Source organism: Streptomyces sp. NPDC041108, from assembly GCF_055592645.1.
This window is the reverse complement of record NZ_JBVIYK010000001.1, coordinates 1,029,841-1,044,350: the sequence shown is the minus strand read 5'-3', so window position 1 is coordinate 1,044,350 and position 14,510 is coordinate 1,029,841. Positions and strand designations below refer to the sequence as shown.

General features: G+C 72.7%; 14 protein-coding genes. 9 read left to right on the top strand and 5 right to left on the bottom strand.

What is annotated here, in order from left to right:
• Positions 1–265: 265 nt before the first annotated feature.
• The 4 genes from galE to idi all read left to right on the top strand — a co-directional run bounded on the left by galE (position 266) and on the right by idi (position 3,579).
• Entirely contained in the window at positions 266–1,234 is a 969-nt protein-coding gene (galE, locus tag ACZ6BB_RS04420; RefSeq protein ID WP_471613807.1) for a UDP-glucose 4-epimerase GalE, read from the top strand.
• 168 nt (positions 1,235–1,402) lie between these two features.
• A complete protein-coding gene (locus ACZ6BB_RS04415; protein ID WP_471613806.1) occupies positions 1,403–2,341 on the top strand; it encodes a cation diffusion facilitator family transporter in 939 nt (312 codons plus the stop codon).
• Entirely contained in the window at positions 2,332–2,859 is a 528-nt protein-coding gene (locus ACZ6BB_RS04410; RefSeq protein ID WP_471613805.1) for a GNAT family N-acetyltransferase, read from the top strand. Before ACZ6BB_RS04415 ends, ACZ6BB_RS04410 begins: the two co-directional genes overlap by 10 nt.
• A gap of 126 nt (positions 2,860–2,985) precedes the next feature.
• Positions 2,986–3,579 (top strand): isopentenyl-diphosphate Delta-isomerase, encoded by a 594-nt coding sequence (gene idi / locus ACZ6BB_RS04405; RefSeq protein WP_471613804.1) that lies wholly within the window; start codon positions 2,986–2,988, stop codon positions 3,577–3,579.
• Positions 3,580–3,621: 42 nt separating this feature from the next.
• On the opposite strand, the gene ACZ6BB_RS04400 is transcribed toward idi, so the two are convergent.
• Positions 3,622–4,137, bottom strand: coding sequence for an ATP-binding protein (locus ACZ6BB_RS04400; protein WP_059080109.1), 516 nt, complete (start codon positions 4,135–4,137; stop codon positions 3,622–3,624).
• A 247-nt stretch (positions 4,138–4,384) separates the two neighbouring features.
• Here ACZ6BB_RS04400 and ACZ6BB_RS04395 point away from each other — a divergent pair, with 247 nt between their 5' ends.
• A complete protein-coding gene (locus tag ACZ6BB_RS04395) occupies positions 4,385–5,128 on the top strand; it encodes an enoyl-CoA hydratase/isomerase family protein (protein ID WP_471613803.1) in 744 nt (247 codons plus the stop codon).
• A gap of 16 nt (positions 5,129–5,144) precedes the next feature.
• Here the strand turns inward: ACZ6BB_RS04395 and ACZ6BB_RS04390 are convergent, their stop codons facing one another.
• Positions 5,145–5,780, bottom strand: a complete 636-nt coding sequence (locus ACZ6BB_RS04390; RefSeq protein ID WP_471613802.1) for a DJ-1/PfpI family protein — start codon at positions 5,778–5,780, stop codon at positions 5,145–5,147.
• An 11-nt stretch (positions 5,781–5,791) separates the two neighbouring features.
• Positions 5,792–6,751 (bottom strand): GlxA family transcriptional regulator, encoded by a 960-nt coding sequence (locus tag ACZ6BB_RS04385; protein WP_471613801.1) that lies wholly within the window; start codon positions 6,749–6,751, stop codon positions 5,792–5,794.
• Positions 6,752–6,878: 127 nt separating this feature from the next.
• Between ACZ6BB_RS04385 and ACZ6BB_RS04380 the strand changes: the two genes are divergently transcribed.
• The 3 genes from ACZ6BB_RS04380 (at position 6,879) to ACZ6BB_RS04370 (ending at position 10,610) form a co-directional block, all read left to right on the top strand.
• A complete protein-coding gene (locus ACZ6BB_RS04380) occupies positions 6,879–7,745 on the top strand; it encodes an SCO6745 family protein (protein WP_471613800.1) in 867 nt (288 codons plus the stop codon).
• Positions 7,746–7,830: 85 nt separating this feature from the next.
• Positions 7,831–7,974 (top strand): LPFR motif small protein, encoded by a 144-nt coding sequence (locus ACZ6BB_RS04375; RefSeq protein WP_471613799.1) that lies wholly within the window; start codon positions 7,831–7,833, stop codon positions 7,972–7,974.
• 248 nt (positions 7,975–8,222) lie between these two features.
• The gene (locus ACZ6BB_RS04370; protein WP_471613798.1) at positions 8,223–10,610 is read left to right on the top strand and encodes a Tex family protein; all 2,388 of its coding nucleotides are present in this window, start codon (positions 8,223–8,225) and stop codon (positions 10,608–10,610) included.
• 78 nt (positions 10,611–10,688) lie between these two features.
• Here ACZ6BB_RS04370 and ACZ6BB_RS04365 read toward each other — a convergent pair whose 3' ends face one another.
• Positions 10,689–12,329: an ABC-F family ATP-binding cassette domain-containing protein gene (locus tag ACZ6BB_RS04365; protein ID WP_471613797.1), complete on the bottom strand. Its 1,641-nt coding sequence runs from the start codon at positions 12,327–12,329 to the stop codon at positions 10,689–10,691.
• Positions 12,330–12,402: 73 nt separating this feature from the next.
• On the bottom strand, positions 12,403–13,431 hold the full coding sequence (locus ACZ6BB_RS04360; RefSeq protein ID WP_471613796.1) for an oxidoreductase: 1,029 nt from the start codon (positions 13,429–13,431) through the stop codon (positions 12,403–12,405).
• A gap of 66 nt (positions 13,432–13,497) precedes the next feature.
• Between ACZ6BB_RS04360 and ACZ6BB_RS04355 the strand changes: the two genes are divergently transcribed.
• Positions 13,498–14,448 (top strand): FAD-dependent oxidoreductase, encoded by a 951-nt coding sequence (locus ACZ6BB_RS04355; RefSeq protein WP_471613795.1) that lies wholly within the window; start codon positions 13,498–13,500, stop codon positions 14,446–14,448.
• The last annotated feature ends 62 nt before the right edge of the window (positions 14,449–14,510 follow it).

The window sequence follows — 14,510 nt, the reverse complement described above, 5'->3', positions numbered from 1 at the left end:
GCGCCTGCTCAGGCCGTCGGGTCTCCGCCGCGATCATCATCGGGGATGTGGGGGGTGCGCCACAAACTCCGGTGCGGATATCGGTTCATAGGGGGCGAAGGGGTGGGCGCCCGTCCTTCCGGAGACCTCGATCCACGCCTCTTCCACGCCGCACGGCAGACCGTGCGGCAGGCCATGGCGGGCGCCGTGCCCGCCAATCCCGCACACCCTCCCCGGCGAACGGACACACCACGGGCCCCGGCACGGCCCCGCATAAGGTGACCCCATGACATGGCTGATCACAGGCGGGGCGGGCTACATCGGCGCACACGTGGCGAAGGTCATGACCGAGGCCGGCGAACAGGTCGTCGCACTGGACGACCTCTCCGCGGGGGTCCGCGGCCGCCTTCCCGGGCACATCCCCCTGGTCCACGGCTCCGCCCTCGACGGCGACCTGCTCAAGCGCGTGCTGGCCGAGCACGCCGTGACCGGCGTGGTCCACCTCGCCGCCCGCAAGCAGGTCGGCGAGTCCGTCGCCCAGCCCACCCGCTACTACCAGGAGAACGTCGGCGGTCTCGCCGGCCTCCTGGAGGCGGCCGCCGGAGCCGGGGTCGAGCGCTTCGTCTTCTCCTCCTCCGCCGCCGTCTACGGCAACCCGGACGTGGACCTCATCACCGAGGACACCCCGTGCGCCCCGATGAGCCCGTACGGCGAGACCAAGCTCGCCGGTGAGTGGCTGGTCCGGGCCGCGGGCCGGGCCCACGGCATGGCGACCGTGTGCCTGCGCTACTTCAACGTGGCGGGGGCCGCCGAGGCGGCCCTGGCCGACACGGGCGTCTTCAACGTCATCCCGATGGTCTTCGACCGCCTCACCCGTGACGAGGCCCCGCGGATCTTCGGCGACGACTACCCGACCCCGGACGGCACCTGCGTCAGGGACTACATCCACGTGGCCGATCTCGCCGACGCGCACCTCGCGGCGGCCCGGCGTCTGTCCGGGGGCGCCGCGGGCGACCTGACCGTCAACATCGGCCGCGGCGAGGGCGTTTCGGTCCGCGAACTCATCGATCTCGTGGGCGAGGTGACCGGCGACCGGCGTCCCGCGCTCGTCGAGGCGCGCCGCCCCGGCGACGCGCCGCGCGCGGTCGCCTCGGCCGCGCGGGCCGCACGAGAGCTCGGCTGGACGGCCCGGCGGGACGTGCGCGAGATGGTCGAGTCCGCCTGGGCGGGCTGGCGGCTGCACCGCGGCCTCTGACCGGCGAAGCCCCGCCCCGATCATGGCAACGCTCTGACCTGCGCATCGTTTCCGCAGGTCAGAGCACATGACAACGGTGTTCAGTGCCGCGTTGCCGGATACCCCCCACCCGTAGTTCACTGTGATCCGGAGCCGAACACACGGACGCATTCGAGAGGCGGGCACCCCATGGGGGCTGGGCACGATCACGGGCACGCGCACCACGCGCCGACCACCGGTACGGCGGCAGCGGCGTACCGCGGACGGCTGCGCATCGCGCTGTCGATCACGCTCACCGTCATGGCGGTCGAGATCGTCGGCGGCGTGCTCGCCGATTCGCTCGCGCTCATCGCGGACGCGGCCCACATGGCCACGGACGCGGTCGGCCTGGGAATGGCGCTCCTCGCGATCCACTTCGCCAACCGGCCGCCGAGCGGCAACCGCACCTTCGGCTACGCCCGCGCCGAGATCCTCGCGGCGCTCGCGAACTGTCTCCTGCTGCTGGGTGTCGGCGGTTACGTGCTGTACGAGGCGGTCCAGCGCTTCATCACGCCGGTCGGCACCGAGGGCGGCCTGACCGTCGTGTTCGGCGCGGTCGGCCTGGTGGCGAACATGATCTCGCTGACCCTGCTGATGCGCGGCCAGAAGGAGAGCCTGAACGTACGGGGCGCCTTCCTCGAGGTGGCCGCGGACGCGCTCGGCTCGGTGGCGGTGATCATCTCCGCGACGGTCGTCCTGCTCACCGGCTGGCAGGCCGCCGACCCCATCGCCTCGCTGGTCATCGGTCTGATGATCGTCCCGCGAACGGTGAAGCTGCTGCGCGAGACCCTCGACGTCCTGCTGGAGGCGGCGCCGAAGAACGTCGACATGGCCGAGGTGCGGGCCCACATCCTGGCACTGCCCGGCGTGGAGGACGTCCACGACCTGCACGCCTGGACGATCACGTCCGGTATGCCGGTGCTCTCCGCCCATGTGGTGGTCGGCTCCGACACGCTGGACTCCATCGGCCACGAGAAGATGCTGCACGAGCTCCAGGGCTGCATCGGCGACCACTTCGACGTCGAGCACTGCACCTTCCAGCTGGAGCCGGGCGGCCACGCGGAACACGAGGCGAAGCTGTGTCACTGACCACCGGGACGACCCACTGGACGACACGGCAGGAGACGTCCGCCGACCGGGAGGGGGTGTACGCCGTCAACGCCGCCGCCTTCGGGACCGACGCGGAGGCCGGGCTCGTCGACGCGCTCCGCGAGGACCCCGGGGCGTGGCTGCCGGAGCTGTCGTACGTCGCCGAGGCGCCGGACGGCACGCTCGCGGCGTACGCGCTGATCACGCGCTGTCATGTGGACGAGGCCCCCGCGCTGGCGCTGGCCCCGGTCGCGGTGCTGCCCGAGGTGCAGCGGCGGGGCGCGGGCGCGGCCGTCGTACGCGCGGTGCTGGAGGCGGCACGCACGCGTCAGGAGGGGCTGGTCCTCGTCCTGGGGCATCCGGAGTACTACCCGCGCTTCGGCTTCGTACGGGCGTCCGAGTACGGCATCCGGCCGGGTTTCGACGTGCCGGACGCGGCGATGATGGCCCTGGTGCTGGACGGTTCCGCGCCGGTGACACCCGGCGTCATCAGGTATCCGGCCGCCTTCGGGGTCTGACGCGCGGGCCGCGTGTGTCTGCGGGGCGGGACGGGCGGGTAGGGACATGCGGGTTCGCGCGAAGTGCCGGGAGCGACGGTTTCGTGCGGCAGACTTGAGGCTCGAAGAACGAGGCGAAGGATGGGCATGCCGATCACACCTGCCACCGCGGTGCAGAGTTCGCAGTACGGGACCACGGAAGCGATCCTGCTGGAGCTGGTCGACGAGGACGGCACCACGATCGGCACCGCGGAGAAGCTGGCCGCTCATCAACCGCCCGGTCAGCTGCACCGGGCGTTCTCCGTGTTCCTCTTCGACGAGCGCGGGCGGCTGCTGCTCCAGCAGCGGGCCCTCGGCAAGTACCACTCCCCCGGCGTCTGGTCGAACACCTGCTGCGGGCACCCCTACCCGGGCGAGTCCCCCTTCGCGGCGGCCGCCCGGCGGACGCACGAGGAGCTGGGGGTCTCCCCGGCGCTGCTCGGCGAGGCGGGCACGGTCCGCTACAACCACCCGGACCCGGACTCGGGCCTGGTGGAGCAGGAGTTCAACCATCTCTTCGTCGGGCTGCTGCAGGCCCCGCTCCGGCCGGACCCAGAGGAGGTCGGGGCCACCGCGTTCGTGACCCCGGACGAGCTGGCGGAGCGGCACGCCAAGGACACCTTCTCGGCCTGGTTCATGACGGTGCTGGACGCGGCCCGGCCGGCCGTCAGGGAGCTGACGGGCCCGTCCGCGGGCTGGTGACGGCCCCGGTCCGGTGGACCCGATCCATCGGCCGGCGGGCACTCACCCCTGGATCAGGTGTGCGGGTCTGAGCGGCAGGGCGGCCCAGATCACCTTGCCGCCGCTCGCGGTGTGCTCGACGTCGCAGACGCCGCCCGCCTCGAGGGTGATCTCGCGCACCAGGAGGAGACCGCGGCCGCCGAGCCGGCCGTGGTCGGTCTCCAGGGCGGTCGGGCGGTAGGGGTGGTTGTCCTCCACGGACACCCGCACCCATTCCGCTCCGACGGCGACCTCGACGGCCAGCGTGGGGGACAGGAGCGCCGCGTGTTTCACGGCGTTCGTCACCAGCTCGGAGACGATCAGCAGAAGTCCTTGGACGAGGTCGTCCGAGATCGGTACGCCCTGACGGGCGAGCAGGTCCCGGACGGCGCGCCGCGCCTGCGGCACCGAGGCGTCGACGGCGGCAGCGGTGAACCGCCAGACCCCTTCGTAGGGCAGTGGCTCCGGCGGCCTCGGGTCGTCGGAGCCGTGTCCGCCGCCGTCAGGGCGTGGGTCGCTCCCGCGCCCTTGGTCGTCCATTGTCCGGTCGCCACCCTTGCGCTCGATTGTCACCACATGTCGAGTGTTGGTAACGCGACGCCGGGCACGACGGACTGAACAGAAGTCAGCGCGTATCGACGACTTCCCGACCGTCCGCGAGCGATCTCGTCAGACATGCGACCGATTTTGTTCGGCGCTTGTCCCTTCCGGAACTATTCGGGTTGTACGGGTTTGACGCCGGAGCCGGTGACCGGCCGGGCCGGGCCACCGCACTAGCATCCGGTCCATGGAGCCTCAGCTGCTGGACACGGTCGCCGACGGGGTCGCGACCGTCGTCGTCCACCACCCGGCCAAGCGCAACGCCATGACGGCCGGGATGTGGCGGGCGCTGCCGCCGCTGCTCGACCGGCTCGCCGCCGACCCCGGGGTGCGGGCTCTGGTGCTCACCGGGGAGGGCGGGACGTTCTGCGCGGGCGCCGACATCTCCACGCTGCGGGAGTCCCCGGGCGAGGCCCAGGAGCTGGCGGGCCGCGCCGAGCAGGCGCTCGCCGACTTCCCCCTGCCGGTCCTCGCGGCGATCCGGGGGCACTGCGTGGGCGGCGGCGCGCAGCTGGCGGCGGCCTGCGATCTGCGGTTCGCCGAGGAGGGCGCGCTGTTCGGGATCACTCCCGCGAAGCTGGGGCTCGTCTACCCGGCCTCCTCCACCCGGCGGCTGGTGTCGCTGGTCGGGCCGGGCACCGCCAAGTACCTCTTGTTCTCGGGCGAGTTGATCGACGCGGAGCGCGCGCTGCGCACGGGACTCGTGGACGAGGTCCTGGGCGTGGGCGAACTCGCCGGGCGGGTGGCGGAGTTCACCCGGGTGCTGGTCTCGCGCTCCCGGCTGACCCAGGCGGCGGCCAAGGAGTTCGCGAACGGCCGCACCGACCGCGACGCCCACTGGGCCGAGCAGGCCCGCGGCAGCGCCGACACCGCGGAGGGCGTCGCCGCGTTCCTGGAACGGCGGCGGCCCCGGTTCACCTGGACGGCGTGAGGGGCGGCCGCGCGGGTCACATCAGGGCGAAACGGCTGTTGGTGCGGAACTCCTCCACCAGGTGGGCCGGAGCCTTGTGCGGGGCGCCCGCGTCGTAGGGCGGCTGCGGGTCGTACTCGGTCATCAGCTGGACGGCCCGGGCGTGCTCGTCGCCCGCGATCCGGCCCACCAGGGTCAGGCCCATGTCGATGCCGGAGGAGACCCCGGCCGCGGTGACGTACTTGCCGTCGATCACGACCCGCTCCCCCGTGAGCTCGGCGCCGTACTGTGCGAGGAAGTCCAGGGCCAGCCAGTGCGAGGTGGCCCGGCGGCCTTCGAGGAGCCCGGCACCGGCCAGCAGCAGCGAGCCGGTGCACACGGAGGTCGTCCAGGCGCTGGTGCGGTCGGCCGTGCGCAGCCAGGCGAAGAGGGTCTCGTTCTCCATCTGGGCGAACTGGCCGGGGCCGCCCGGCACCACGACGATGTCCGGGTGCGGGACCTCGGCGAGCGTCCTGTCGGCGGTGAGCGCCAGGGCTCCGGTGTCGGAGCGGACCGGACCGGTCTCCTCGGCGACGAAGACGAGTTCGGCGTCGGGGAGTCGGCCGAGGGTCTCGTAGGGGCCCACCGCGTCGAGGGCGGTGAAGCGGTCGAAGAGGACGACGGCGATCTGCATGGGGGTTCCTTTCAGTGGGTGGGGGCGCAGGCCGGGCGGAAGCGCCGGCGGTACTCCGCCGGGGAGGTACCGAGGGCCTTCACGAAGGCGCGGCGCATGGCCTCGGAGGTGCCGTAGCCGCAGGTGCGGGAGATCTCCTCGACACCGTCGGTAGTGTCCTCCAGAAGGCGACGGGCGTGTTCGAGGCGGACGCGGTCGACGTACCGGCCCGGGGTCATGCCCGTCTCGGCCCGGAAGGCGCGGGCGAAGTGGCGGGGGGAGAGCCGGGCGCGGGCGGCCAGGTGTTCCACGCCCAGGTCGGCTCCGGGATGCTCGGTGATCCACTGCTGGACCTCGCGGAGCGGCTCCCGCCGGGCCGTCTGGGCGGCCAGCTGGGCGCTGAACTGGGCCTGGTTGCCCGGTCTGCGGAGGAAGACGACGAGGTGGCGGGCGATGGTGAGGGCGGCCTCGCGGCCGATGTCCTCCTCGACGAGCGCGAGGGCCAGGTCGATGCCGGAGGTGACACCGGCTGAGGTGGCGATGCGTCCGTCGCGGACGAAGATGGGTTCGGGGTCGACCTCGATCGCCGGGTGGTGGCGGGCCAATGTGTCGCAGTACGCCCAGTGGGTGGTGGCCCGGCGGCCGTCCAGGAGGCCCGCCTCGGCGAGCAGGATCGCGCCGGTGCAGACCGAGACCAGGCGCTCCGCGCGCGGGCCGTGCTCGCGCAGCCAGGCGACGACCTCGGGGGCGGGGCTGCGGGTCCCCTGGCCTCCCGGCACGAGCAGCGTGTGCGGGTCGGGCGCCGTGGCGAGGGAGTGGTCCGGGACGAGGGTGAGGCCGCTGGACGTACGCACGGCCGCGCCGTCCAGGGAGGCCGTGGCGATGCGGTACGTCCCCGGTGTGTGCAGTTCCGCCCCGGCGAAGACCTCCAGCGGGCCGGTGACGTCGAGGCTCTGCACACCGTCGAAGAGGACGACCAGGACAGTTCGCATGTCATCGATTCTTCGGCGGGGCGGGCCATGGCCGCAATGACGAGTTCCCCACCTTTCCTGCCATGGGGAGGAGACCGGGGCGTGACCGGCCCCCTCCCACCTACCAACCGGTCGGTAACATGCCGCCATGACCTCTTCCCTGCCGGAGCGCGCCGGACGGCGCTGCCATGGCCTCCTCAACCCGTTCCACTCAGCGCACTACTTCTCGCCGGATCTCGGCCGGGAGCTGACCGCCGTGGGGGTGAAGGACCCACGGGCGGCGTACTTCGCGGTGCGGGCCGCGGCCATGGGCGGGGTCGGCGCGGGCGTGGTGACCGCGACGTTCTTCAACTTCCGCCACGAGCGGGTGGCGGAGCACGTGCCCGCCGTGTGGGAGATCGCCCCGCCCGCGGTGGTGCTGGCGGCCCGAGAGCGTGCGGTCGACGCCACGCTGCGGCGACTGCTGGGCGAGGAGTCGGCCGCCTCCGAGGAGGTCGCCGAGGCGGCCCGGCTGGCTCTGCGCGCCACGGAGGCGTGCACGAGGACCGCACGCCCCCTGTACGCGGCGCACGCCGATCTCCCCCTACCCGAACGCCCCCACCTCGCGCTCTGGCACGCGGCCACCCTGCTGCGCGAGCACCGCGGCGACGGACATCTCGCCGTCCTCCTCGACGCCGGTCTGGACCCGGTGGAGGCGCTGGTCAGCCACACCGCCACCGGCAAGGGCATGTCCCCGAAGTGGGCCGTCGGCACGCGCGGCTGGACCCGGGACGAGTGGGACGCCGCGAGCGCCCGGCTCCGCGAGCGCGGACTGGTGGACGGCGAGGGCGCGCTGACGGAGGCGGGCGTGGCCCTGCGCCGGGAGATCGAGGACGCCACGGACCGCCTCGACAGCGCGCCCTACGAGCATCTGGGCGCGCCCGGGGTGGAGCGGCTCACCGAGCTGATGACCGCGCTGGTGACGCCCATGCTCGCCGCGGGGGCGTTCCCGGCGGGGATGATCGGCAAGGGCTGATCCGCCCGCGCCAGGCATGAACGACGCGGGGCGCGGTACCCGATCTTTCCTGGCCCAGCCAGCCGGGAGACGAAAGGGGAAGTACGTGTTCCGTGCCATCGCAGACGTGTTGCGGCAGATCGGTGGGGCCATCGCGACGGTGGTCACCCTGCCGTTCCGGGCCGTCGCCCGCCTCTTCGGCGGCGCGTCGAATTCGACGCGCGGCGGCGGGCGGGCCCGCCGGGCCTGAGGACGGCCGGACCTGAGGACGGCCGGACCTGAGGACGGCCGGACCTGAGGACGGCCGGACCGTGGACTCCGGAGCCGGACGCGGGCGACGCGTCCGGCTCCCCGTCCGTCCCGGTCCGGTCGGGTCCGGCCAGGTCCGGTCGGGTCCGTCCCCGGCCGGCCCGACGAGTCTCACGCCCTGAGCCCCCACTGTCGTCGCCACCTGCCACAATTGCCGCGCAACCCCAGCGGAGAAGGCGGTACGGGAACGTGACGACACCCGGGTCCATCGAAGTACGGTCCATCGAAGGCAGGATCGCCGAGGAACTCGGCGTACGGGAGCGGCAGGTCAGAGCCGCGGTGGAGCTGCTCGACGGCGGTTCGACCGTGCCCTTCATCGCCCGCTACCGCAAGGAAGCGACCGAGATGCTCGACGACACGCAGCTGCGCACGCTGGAGGAGCGGCTGCGCTATCTGCGGGAGCTGGAGGAGCGGCGGACGGCGATCCTCGACTCGGTGCGCGAGCAGGGCAAGCTGACGCCCGAGGTCGAGACGCAGATCCGGGCCGCGGAGACCAAGGCGCGGCTGGAGGACATCTACCTCCCCTTCAAGCCCAAGCGGCGCACGAAGGCGCAGATCGCCCGTGAGGCGGGGCTCGAACCACTGGCCGAGGGACTGCTCGGCGACCCGACCGTCGAGCCGCTGGCGGCCGCCGCGGCCTTCGTGGACGCCGAGCGGGGCGTCGCCGATCCGCAGGCCGCGCTGGACGGCGCGCGGGCGATCCTCACCGAGCGGTTCTCCGAGGACGCCGACCTGATCGGCGAGCTGCGCGAGCGCATGTGGGTGCGGGGGCGGCTGGCCGCCAAGGTGAAGGACGGCAAGGAGGAGGCGGGCGCCAAGTTCGCCGACTACTTCGACTTCGCGGAGCCGTTCACCGATCTGCCTTCCCACCGCATCCTGGCGATGCTGCGCGGCGAGAAGGAGGACGTCCTCGATCTCGTCCTGGAGCCGGAGGAGCCCTCCGAGCAGCCTGGTCCCTCCTCGTACGAGGGGATCGTCGCCCGTCGCTTCCAGATCGCCGACCGCGGGCGCCCCGGCGACAAGTGGCTGACGGACACCGTCCGTTGGGCCTGGCGGACCCGGATCCTCGTCCACCTCGGCATCGATCTGCGGCTGCGCCTGCGGACGGCCGCCGAGGACGAGGCGGTGAACGTGTTCGCGGCGAACCTGCGCGACCTGCTCCTCGCCGCTCCCGCCGGCACCCGCGCGACGCTCGGCCTCGACCCCGGTTTCCGTACGGGTGTGAAGGTCGCCGTGGTGGACGCCACCGGCAAGGTCGTGGCGACCGACGTGATCTACCCCCATGTCCCGGCCAACAAGTGGGACGAGGCCATCGCCAAGCTGGCGCGGCTCGCCAAGGAGCACGCGGTCGACCTGATCGCGATCGGCAACGGCACGGCCTCCCGCGAGACCGACAAGCTCGCCGGTGAACTGATCACCAAGCACCCGGAGTTGAAGCTCACCAAGGTGATGGTGTCCGAGGCGGGCGCGTCCGTGTACTCGGCGTCGGCCTTCGCCTCCCAGGAGCTGCCGGGCATGGACGTCTCGCTGCGCGGCGCCGTGTCCATCGCGCGCCGCCTCCAGGACCCCCTGGCCGAGCTGGTGAAGATCGATCCGAAGTCCATCGGTGTCGGGCAGTACCAGCACGACCTGTCCGAGGTGAAGCTGTCGCGTTCGCTGGACGCGGTGGTGGAGGACTGTGTGAACGGCGTGGGCGTGGACGTGAACACGGCCTCCGCGCCGCTCCTCGCACGCGTGTCGGGCATCTCCTCCGGCCTGGCCGAGAACATCGTGGCCCACCGCGACGCCAACGGCCCCTTCACCTCGCGTTCCCAGCTGAAGGGTGTGCCACGGCTCGGCCCCAAGGCGTACGAGCAGTGCGCGGGGTTCCTGCGGATCCGGGGCGGCGACGACCCGCTGGACGCGTCCAGCGTCCACCCGGAGGCGTACCCCGTCGTACGCCGGATGGTGAAGACCTCCGGGCAGGAGGTGGCGGCGCTCATCGGCAACACGGGCGTGCTGCGGTCGCTGAAGCCGAACGACTTCGTGGACGAGACCTTCGGTCTGCCGACCGTGTCGGACATTCTGAAGGAACTGGAGAAGCCGGGGCGTGACCCCCGGCCGGCCTTCAAGACCGCCACCTTCAAGGAGGGCGTGGAGAAGATCTCCGACCTGGTGTCCGGGATGGTGCTGGAGGGGGTCGTGACGAACGTGGCGGCCTTCGGGGCGTTCATCGACGTCGGTGTCCACCAGGACGGTCTCGCGCATGTCTCCGCGCTCTCCCGGACGTTCGTGAAGGATCCGCGGGATGTGGTGAAGCCCGGGGACATCGTGAAGGTGAAGGTGCTCGACGTCGACATTCCGCGCAAGCGGATCTCGTTGACGTTGCGGCTGGACGACGAGGCGGCGCCGAAGGGGGCGGCCGGATCGTCCGGTGGGGCTCCTCGGCAGCAGCGGGGTGCCCGTGGGGGGCAGCCGCCTCGGCAGCAGGGGCGTGGGGGCGGGGCCCGGCAGGGGGGTGCGGCCGCGGCGCCGTCGAACAGCGCGATGGCTGACGCGTTGCGGCGGGCGGGGTTGGTGGACAAGAAGCGCGGCTGAGTGTGGCGGCGGGGGTTCTCTCGCCCCCGCCGCCACTGCCCGTCCGTGCCCAAGGGGCGGTGCCCCTCCGGTGGGGCTTCAGCTCTCCGTCACCTTGCCCGCCTCCACGGTCAGTCGGCGGGTCACCCTGACCGCGTCCAGCATCCGGCGGTCGTGGGTCACCAGGAGCAGCGTGCCCTCGTAGGAGTCCAGGGCGGACTCCAGTTGCTCGATCGCGGGCAGGTCCAGGTGGTTGGTGGGCTCGTCGAGGATCAGGAGGTTGACGCCCCGGCCCTGGAGCAGCGCGAGCGCCGCGCGGGTGCGTTCGCCCGGGGAGAGGGTCACCGCCGGGCGCAGGACGTGGGCCGCCTTGAGGCCGAACTTGGCGAGGAGGGTGCGGACCTCGGCGGGTTCGGTGTCGGGGACGGCCGCGCAGAAGGCGTCGAGCAGGGACTCGGGGCCGTGGAACAGCCCTCGCGCCTGGTCGACCTCGCCCACCAGGACGCCCGAGCCGAGGGTGGCCTGCCCCGAGTCCAGCGGGACGCGGCCGAGCAGCGCGCCCAGCAGCGTCGACTTGCCGGCGCCGTTCGCGCCCGTGATGGCGATGCGGTCGGCCCAGTCGATCTGCAGCGACACCGGCCCGAAGGCGAAGTCGCCGCGCCGTACCTCCGCGTCGCGCATCGTGGCGACCACGGCACCGGACCGCGGGGCCGCCGCGATCTCCATGCGCAGGTCCCACTCCTTGCGCGGCTCCTCGACGACGTCCAGCCGTTCGATCATGCGCTGGGTCTGCCGGGCCTTCGCGGCCTGCTTCTCGCTCGCCTCGCTGCGGAACTTGCGGCCGATCTTGTCGTTGTCGTTGTTCGCCTTGCGCCGGGCGTTCTTGACGCCCTTGTCCATCCAGGAGCGCTGCATCTGGGCGCGGTCCTGGAGGGCGGCCCTCTTGTCGGCGTACTCGTCGTAGTCGTCGCGGGCGTGCCGGCGGGCCGTCTCCCGCTCCTCCAGATAGGCCTCGTATCCGCCGCCGTAGAGGTTGATCCGGTTCTGGGCCAGGTCGAGTTCGAGAACCTTGGTGACGGTGCGGGTGAGGAACTCGCGGTCGTGGCTGACGACGACGGTGCCCGCGCGCAGACCGGACACGAAGCGTTCGAGCCGTTCCAGGCCGTCCAGGTCGAGGTCGTTGGTGGGCTCGTCGAGGAGGAAGACGTCGTAGCGGGAGAGCAGGAGCGAGGCGAGTCCGGCGCGGGCGGCCTGACCGCCGGAGAGGCCGGTCATCGGCTGGTCCAGGCCGACGCCGAGGCCGAGGGAGGCGGTGACCTCCTCCGCCCGCTCGTCCAGGTCCGCGCCGCCCAGGTCGAGCCAGCGCTCCAGGCTCACCGAGTACGCGTCGTCGGCGCCGGGCGCGCCGTCCACCAGGGCCTGGGTGGCCTCGTCCATCACGCGCTGGGCCTCGGCGACACCGGTGCGCCGGGCGAGGAACTCCCGTACGCTCTCGCCCTCCCGGCGCTCCGGCTCCTGCGGCAGGTGGCCGACGGTCGCCGAGGGCGGGGACAGCCGCAGCTCGCCCTCCTCCGGCGGGAGCAGCCCGGCGAGCAGCCTGAGCAGCGTGGACTTGCCGGCGCCATTGGCACCGACCAGCCCGATCACATCGCCGGGGGCGACGACGAGGTCGAGCCCGGAGAAGAGCGAGCGGTCGCCGTGGCCGGCGGCGAGGTTCTTGACGACGAGGGTGGCGGTCACAGGGGGCGATCCTAACGACAGGGGGGCGGGACCTCCCAGCCGCGCCGGGGGCGGGGCCGCCGCCCGGCGGCCCTCATCGTGCCATGGGTTCCACCAGGACCGTTCCCGCGGTGCGGGCCACGATGAACGATTCTCCCTTCACGGCCTTGGGGTCCAGGCCGATGCGGTGCCGGCCGGCCGGGAGGATCCCGTCGAAGAAGCGGTAGGTGTGCGGGCGGTACAGCCGGTCCAGACGGTAGGCGATGAGCTCCACCCGGCAGGTGGAGGTGATCTCGATGCCGGCCTGCCCTCCGGCGGCGACGAGACGGGTCAGACGGCGCTGTTGCTCGGGGCTGCGGTCGAGGGCGTGTTCGATCTGGGCGACGAGCAGCGGAATGATCGGGGCCAGCCCGTCGACGTAGGCGACCCTGACCCCCGCGCGGTCGAAGGCCAGCCGTACGGCGGCGCGGTCCGCCTCACGGACGGCCCGGCCGAAGACCACGGCCCCGTAGGCGCGCAGTTCCTCGTCGGGCACGCCGGTGGCGTCCTGCGCCAGGTCGGTGCCGATGCCGATGGCCCGCAGCGCGGCGGCGAGTTTGGCGAGGACGGCGACCCGGGCACCGATGAGGAGGACCCGGCGGCGGGCCGAGGGCTCGGCGGCGGACTCCGACAGCAGGGACCGCAGCGCGCCGCGGTACTCGGGGCCGTGGAACAGGAAGGGGCCGATGCCCGTGTAGCCGTTCCGTTCGAGGTCGGCCTCCTCCCCCGTCTGCCAGGCGAAGTCCCGCCAGACGAAGTCCTCGCCGGCCCGCTCTATGACCGCGGTGACGGCGCCGCAGGCGAGGTCGGCGCATTCGGGGCAGCCGTAGATGACGTAACGGCCGTCCGTCAGCGGTGCTTCGGCCTCCAGGAGCAGGCTGTGCACCTGGGCGGTGAAGATCGAGGGCGGGACGTCGGAGGCGAGGGGGGAGACGGCGTCGAGGTCGGAGAGCTGGAACAGCAGCGGGCGCCCGTCGACGATGAAGTCCACGAAGTCCCGGTGCGCTTGGTAGTCACCGTTGGCGAGGACGCCACCGGCTCGCATCGCCGGTGCCAGGCCGAAGGTCGCGTACTCGGCAGACATGGTGTGAGTATCCCCACAAAGGGAGACTTGTGAGCACGGCGGACCATATTCCGTTAACGTCCCCGCGTGACCCATGAATCGAACAGCGATGTGATCGTGGTCGGCGGCGGAGTCGTCGGTCTCACGACGGCCGTCGTGCTGGCGGAGGGCGGCGGGCGGGTTCGGATCTGGACACGGGAGCCCGCGGAGCTGACGACGTCCGCCGTCGCGGGCGGACTGTGGTGGCCCTACCGGATCGAGCCGGAGGTGCTCGTGGGCGAGTGGGCGCTCGTCACCCTGGCCGTGTACGAGGAGCTGGCGGCCCGGTCCGGCGAGACGGGCGTACGCATGGTCGAGGGCGTACACGGCGGGACCGGACTGGACGGACTGGGTGCGTGGGCCTCCCGGGTGTCCGGGCTGCGGGCGGCGACGGCCGACGAGTACCCGGGCGTCGGGCTGTGGGCGCGGCTGCCGCTGGTCGACATGCCGGTCCATCTGCGGTGGCTGCGTGAACGGTTCGTCGCGGCGGGCGGCGTGGTGGAGTCGCGTACGGTCCCGGATCTCGCGGCGGTCGACGCTCCGGTCGTCGTCAACTGCACGGGGCTGGGCGCGCGGGAGCTGGTGCCGGATCCCTCCGTACGGCCGGTGCGGGGGCAGTTGGTGGTCGTGGAGAACCCCGGCGTCACCACCTGGCTCACGTCGGCCGATCACTCCGGGTCGAAGAGCACGTACTTCATCCCGCAGCCGGGCCGTCTGATCCTGGGCGGCACGGCGGAGGAGGACGCCTGGTCCCTGACTCCGGACCCGGTGGTCGCGGAGGAGATCGTGCGGCGGTGTGCGGCGGTCCGGCCCGAGATCGCGGGGGCGCGGATCATCGAGCACAGGGTGGGGCTGCGGCCCGCCCGCCCGGGCGTGCGTCTGGAGCGCGAGGTCCTGCCGGGCGGGCGGGTGCTGGTGCACAACTACGGTCACGGCGGGGCGGGGGTCACGGTGGCGTGGGGGTGCGCGCGGGAGGCGGCACGCCTCGCCTCCGGGTGACCGGCCTGGGCGCGGGAACGCCGCGCGGGCGGCCGCGATCCGTTCGCGTCCGCCCGCGCCCC

What these genes read in the sequence shown, in the direction of transcription:
- galE (WP_471613807.1), top strand. Translation starts at nt 266, where the DNA reads ATGACATGGCTGATCACAGGCGGGGCGGGCTACATCGGCGCACACGTG.
- ACZ6BB_RS04415 (WP_471613806.1), top strand. Translation starts at nt 1,403, where the DNA reads ATGGGGGCTGGGCACGATCACGGGCACGCGCACCACGCGCCGACCACC.
- idi (WP_471613804.1), top strand. Translation starts at nt 2,986, where the DNA reads ATGCCGATCACACCTGCCACCGCGGTGCAGAGTTCGCAGTACGGGACC.
- ACZ6BB_RS04400 (WP_059080109.1), bottom strand. Translation starts at nt 4,137, where the DNA reads ATGGACGACCAAGGGCGCGGGAGCGACCCACGCCCTGACGGCGGCGGA.
- ACZ6BB_RS04395 (WP_471613803.1), top strand. Translation starts at nt 4,385, where the DNA reads ATGGAGCCTCAGCTGCTGGACACGGTCGCCGACGGGGTCGCGACCGTC.
- ACZ6BB_RS04390 (WP_471613802.1), bottom strand. Translation starts at nt 5,780, where the DNA reads ATGCAGATCGCCGTCGTCCTCTTCGACCGCTTCACCGCCCTCGACGCG.
- ACZ6BB_RS04385 (WP_471613801.1), bottom strand. Translation starts at nt 6,751, where the DNA reads ATGCGAACTGTCCTGGTCGTCCTCTTCGACGGTGTGCAGAGCCTCGAC.
- ACZ6BB_RS04380 (WP_471613800.1), top strand. Translation starts at nt 6,879, where the DNA reads ATGACCTCTTCCCTGCCGGAGCGCGCCGGACGGCGCTGCCATGGCCTC.
- ACZ6BB_RS04360 (WP_471613796.1), bottom strand. Translation starts at nt 13,431, where the DNA reads ATGTCTGCCGAGTACGCGACCTTCGGCCTGGCACCGGCGATGCGAGCC.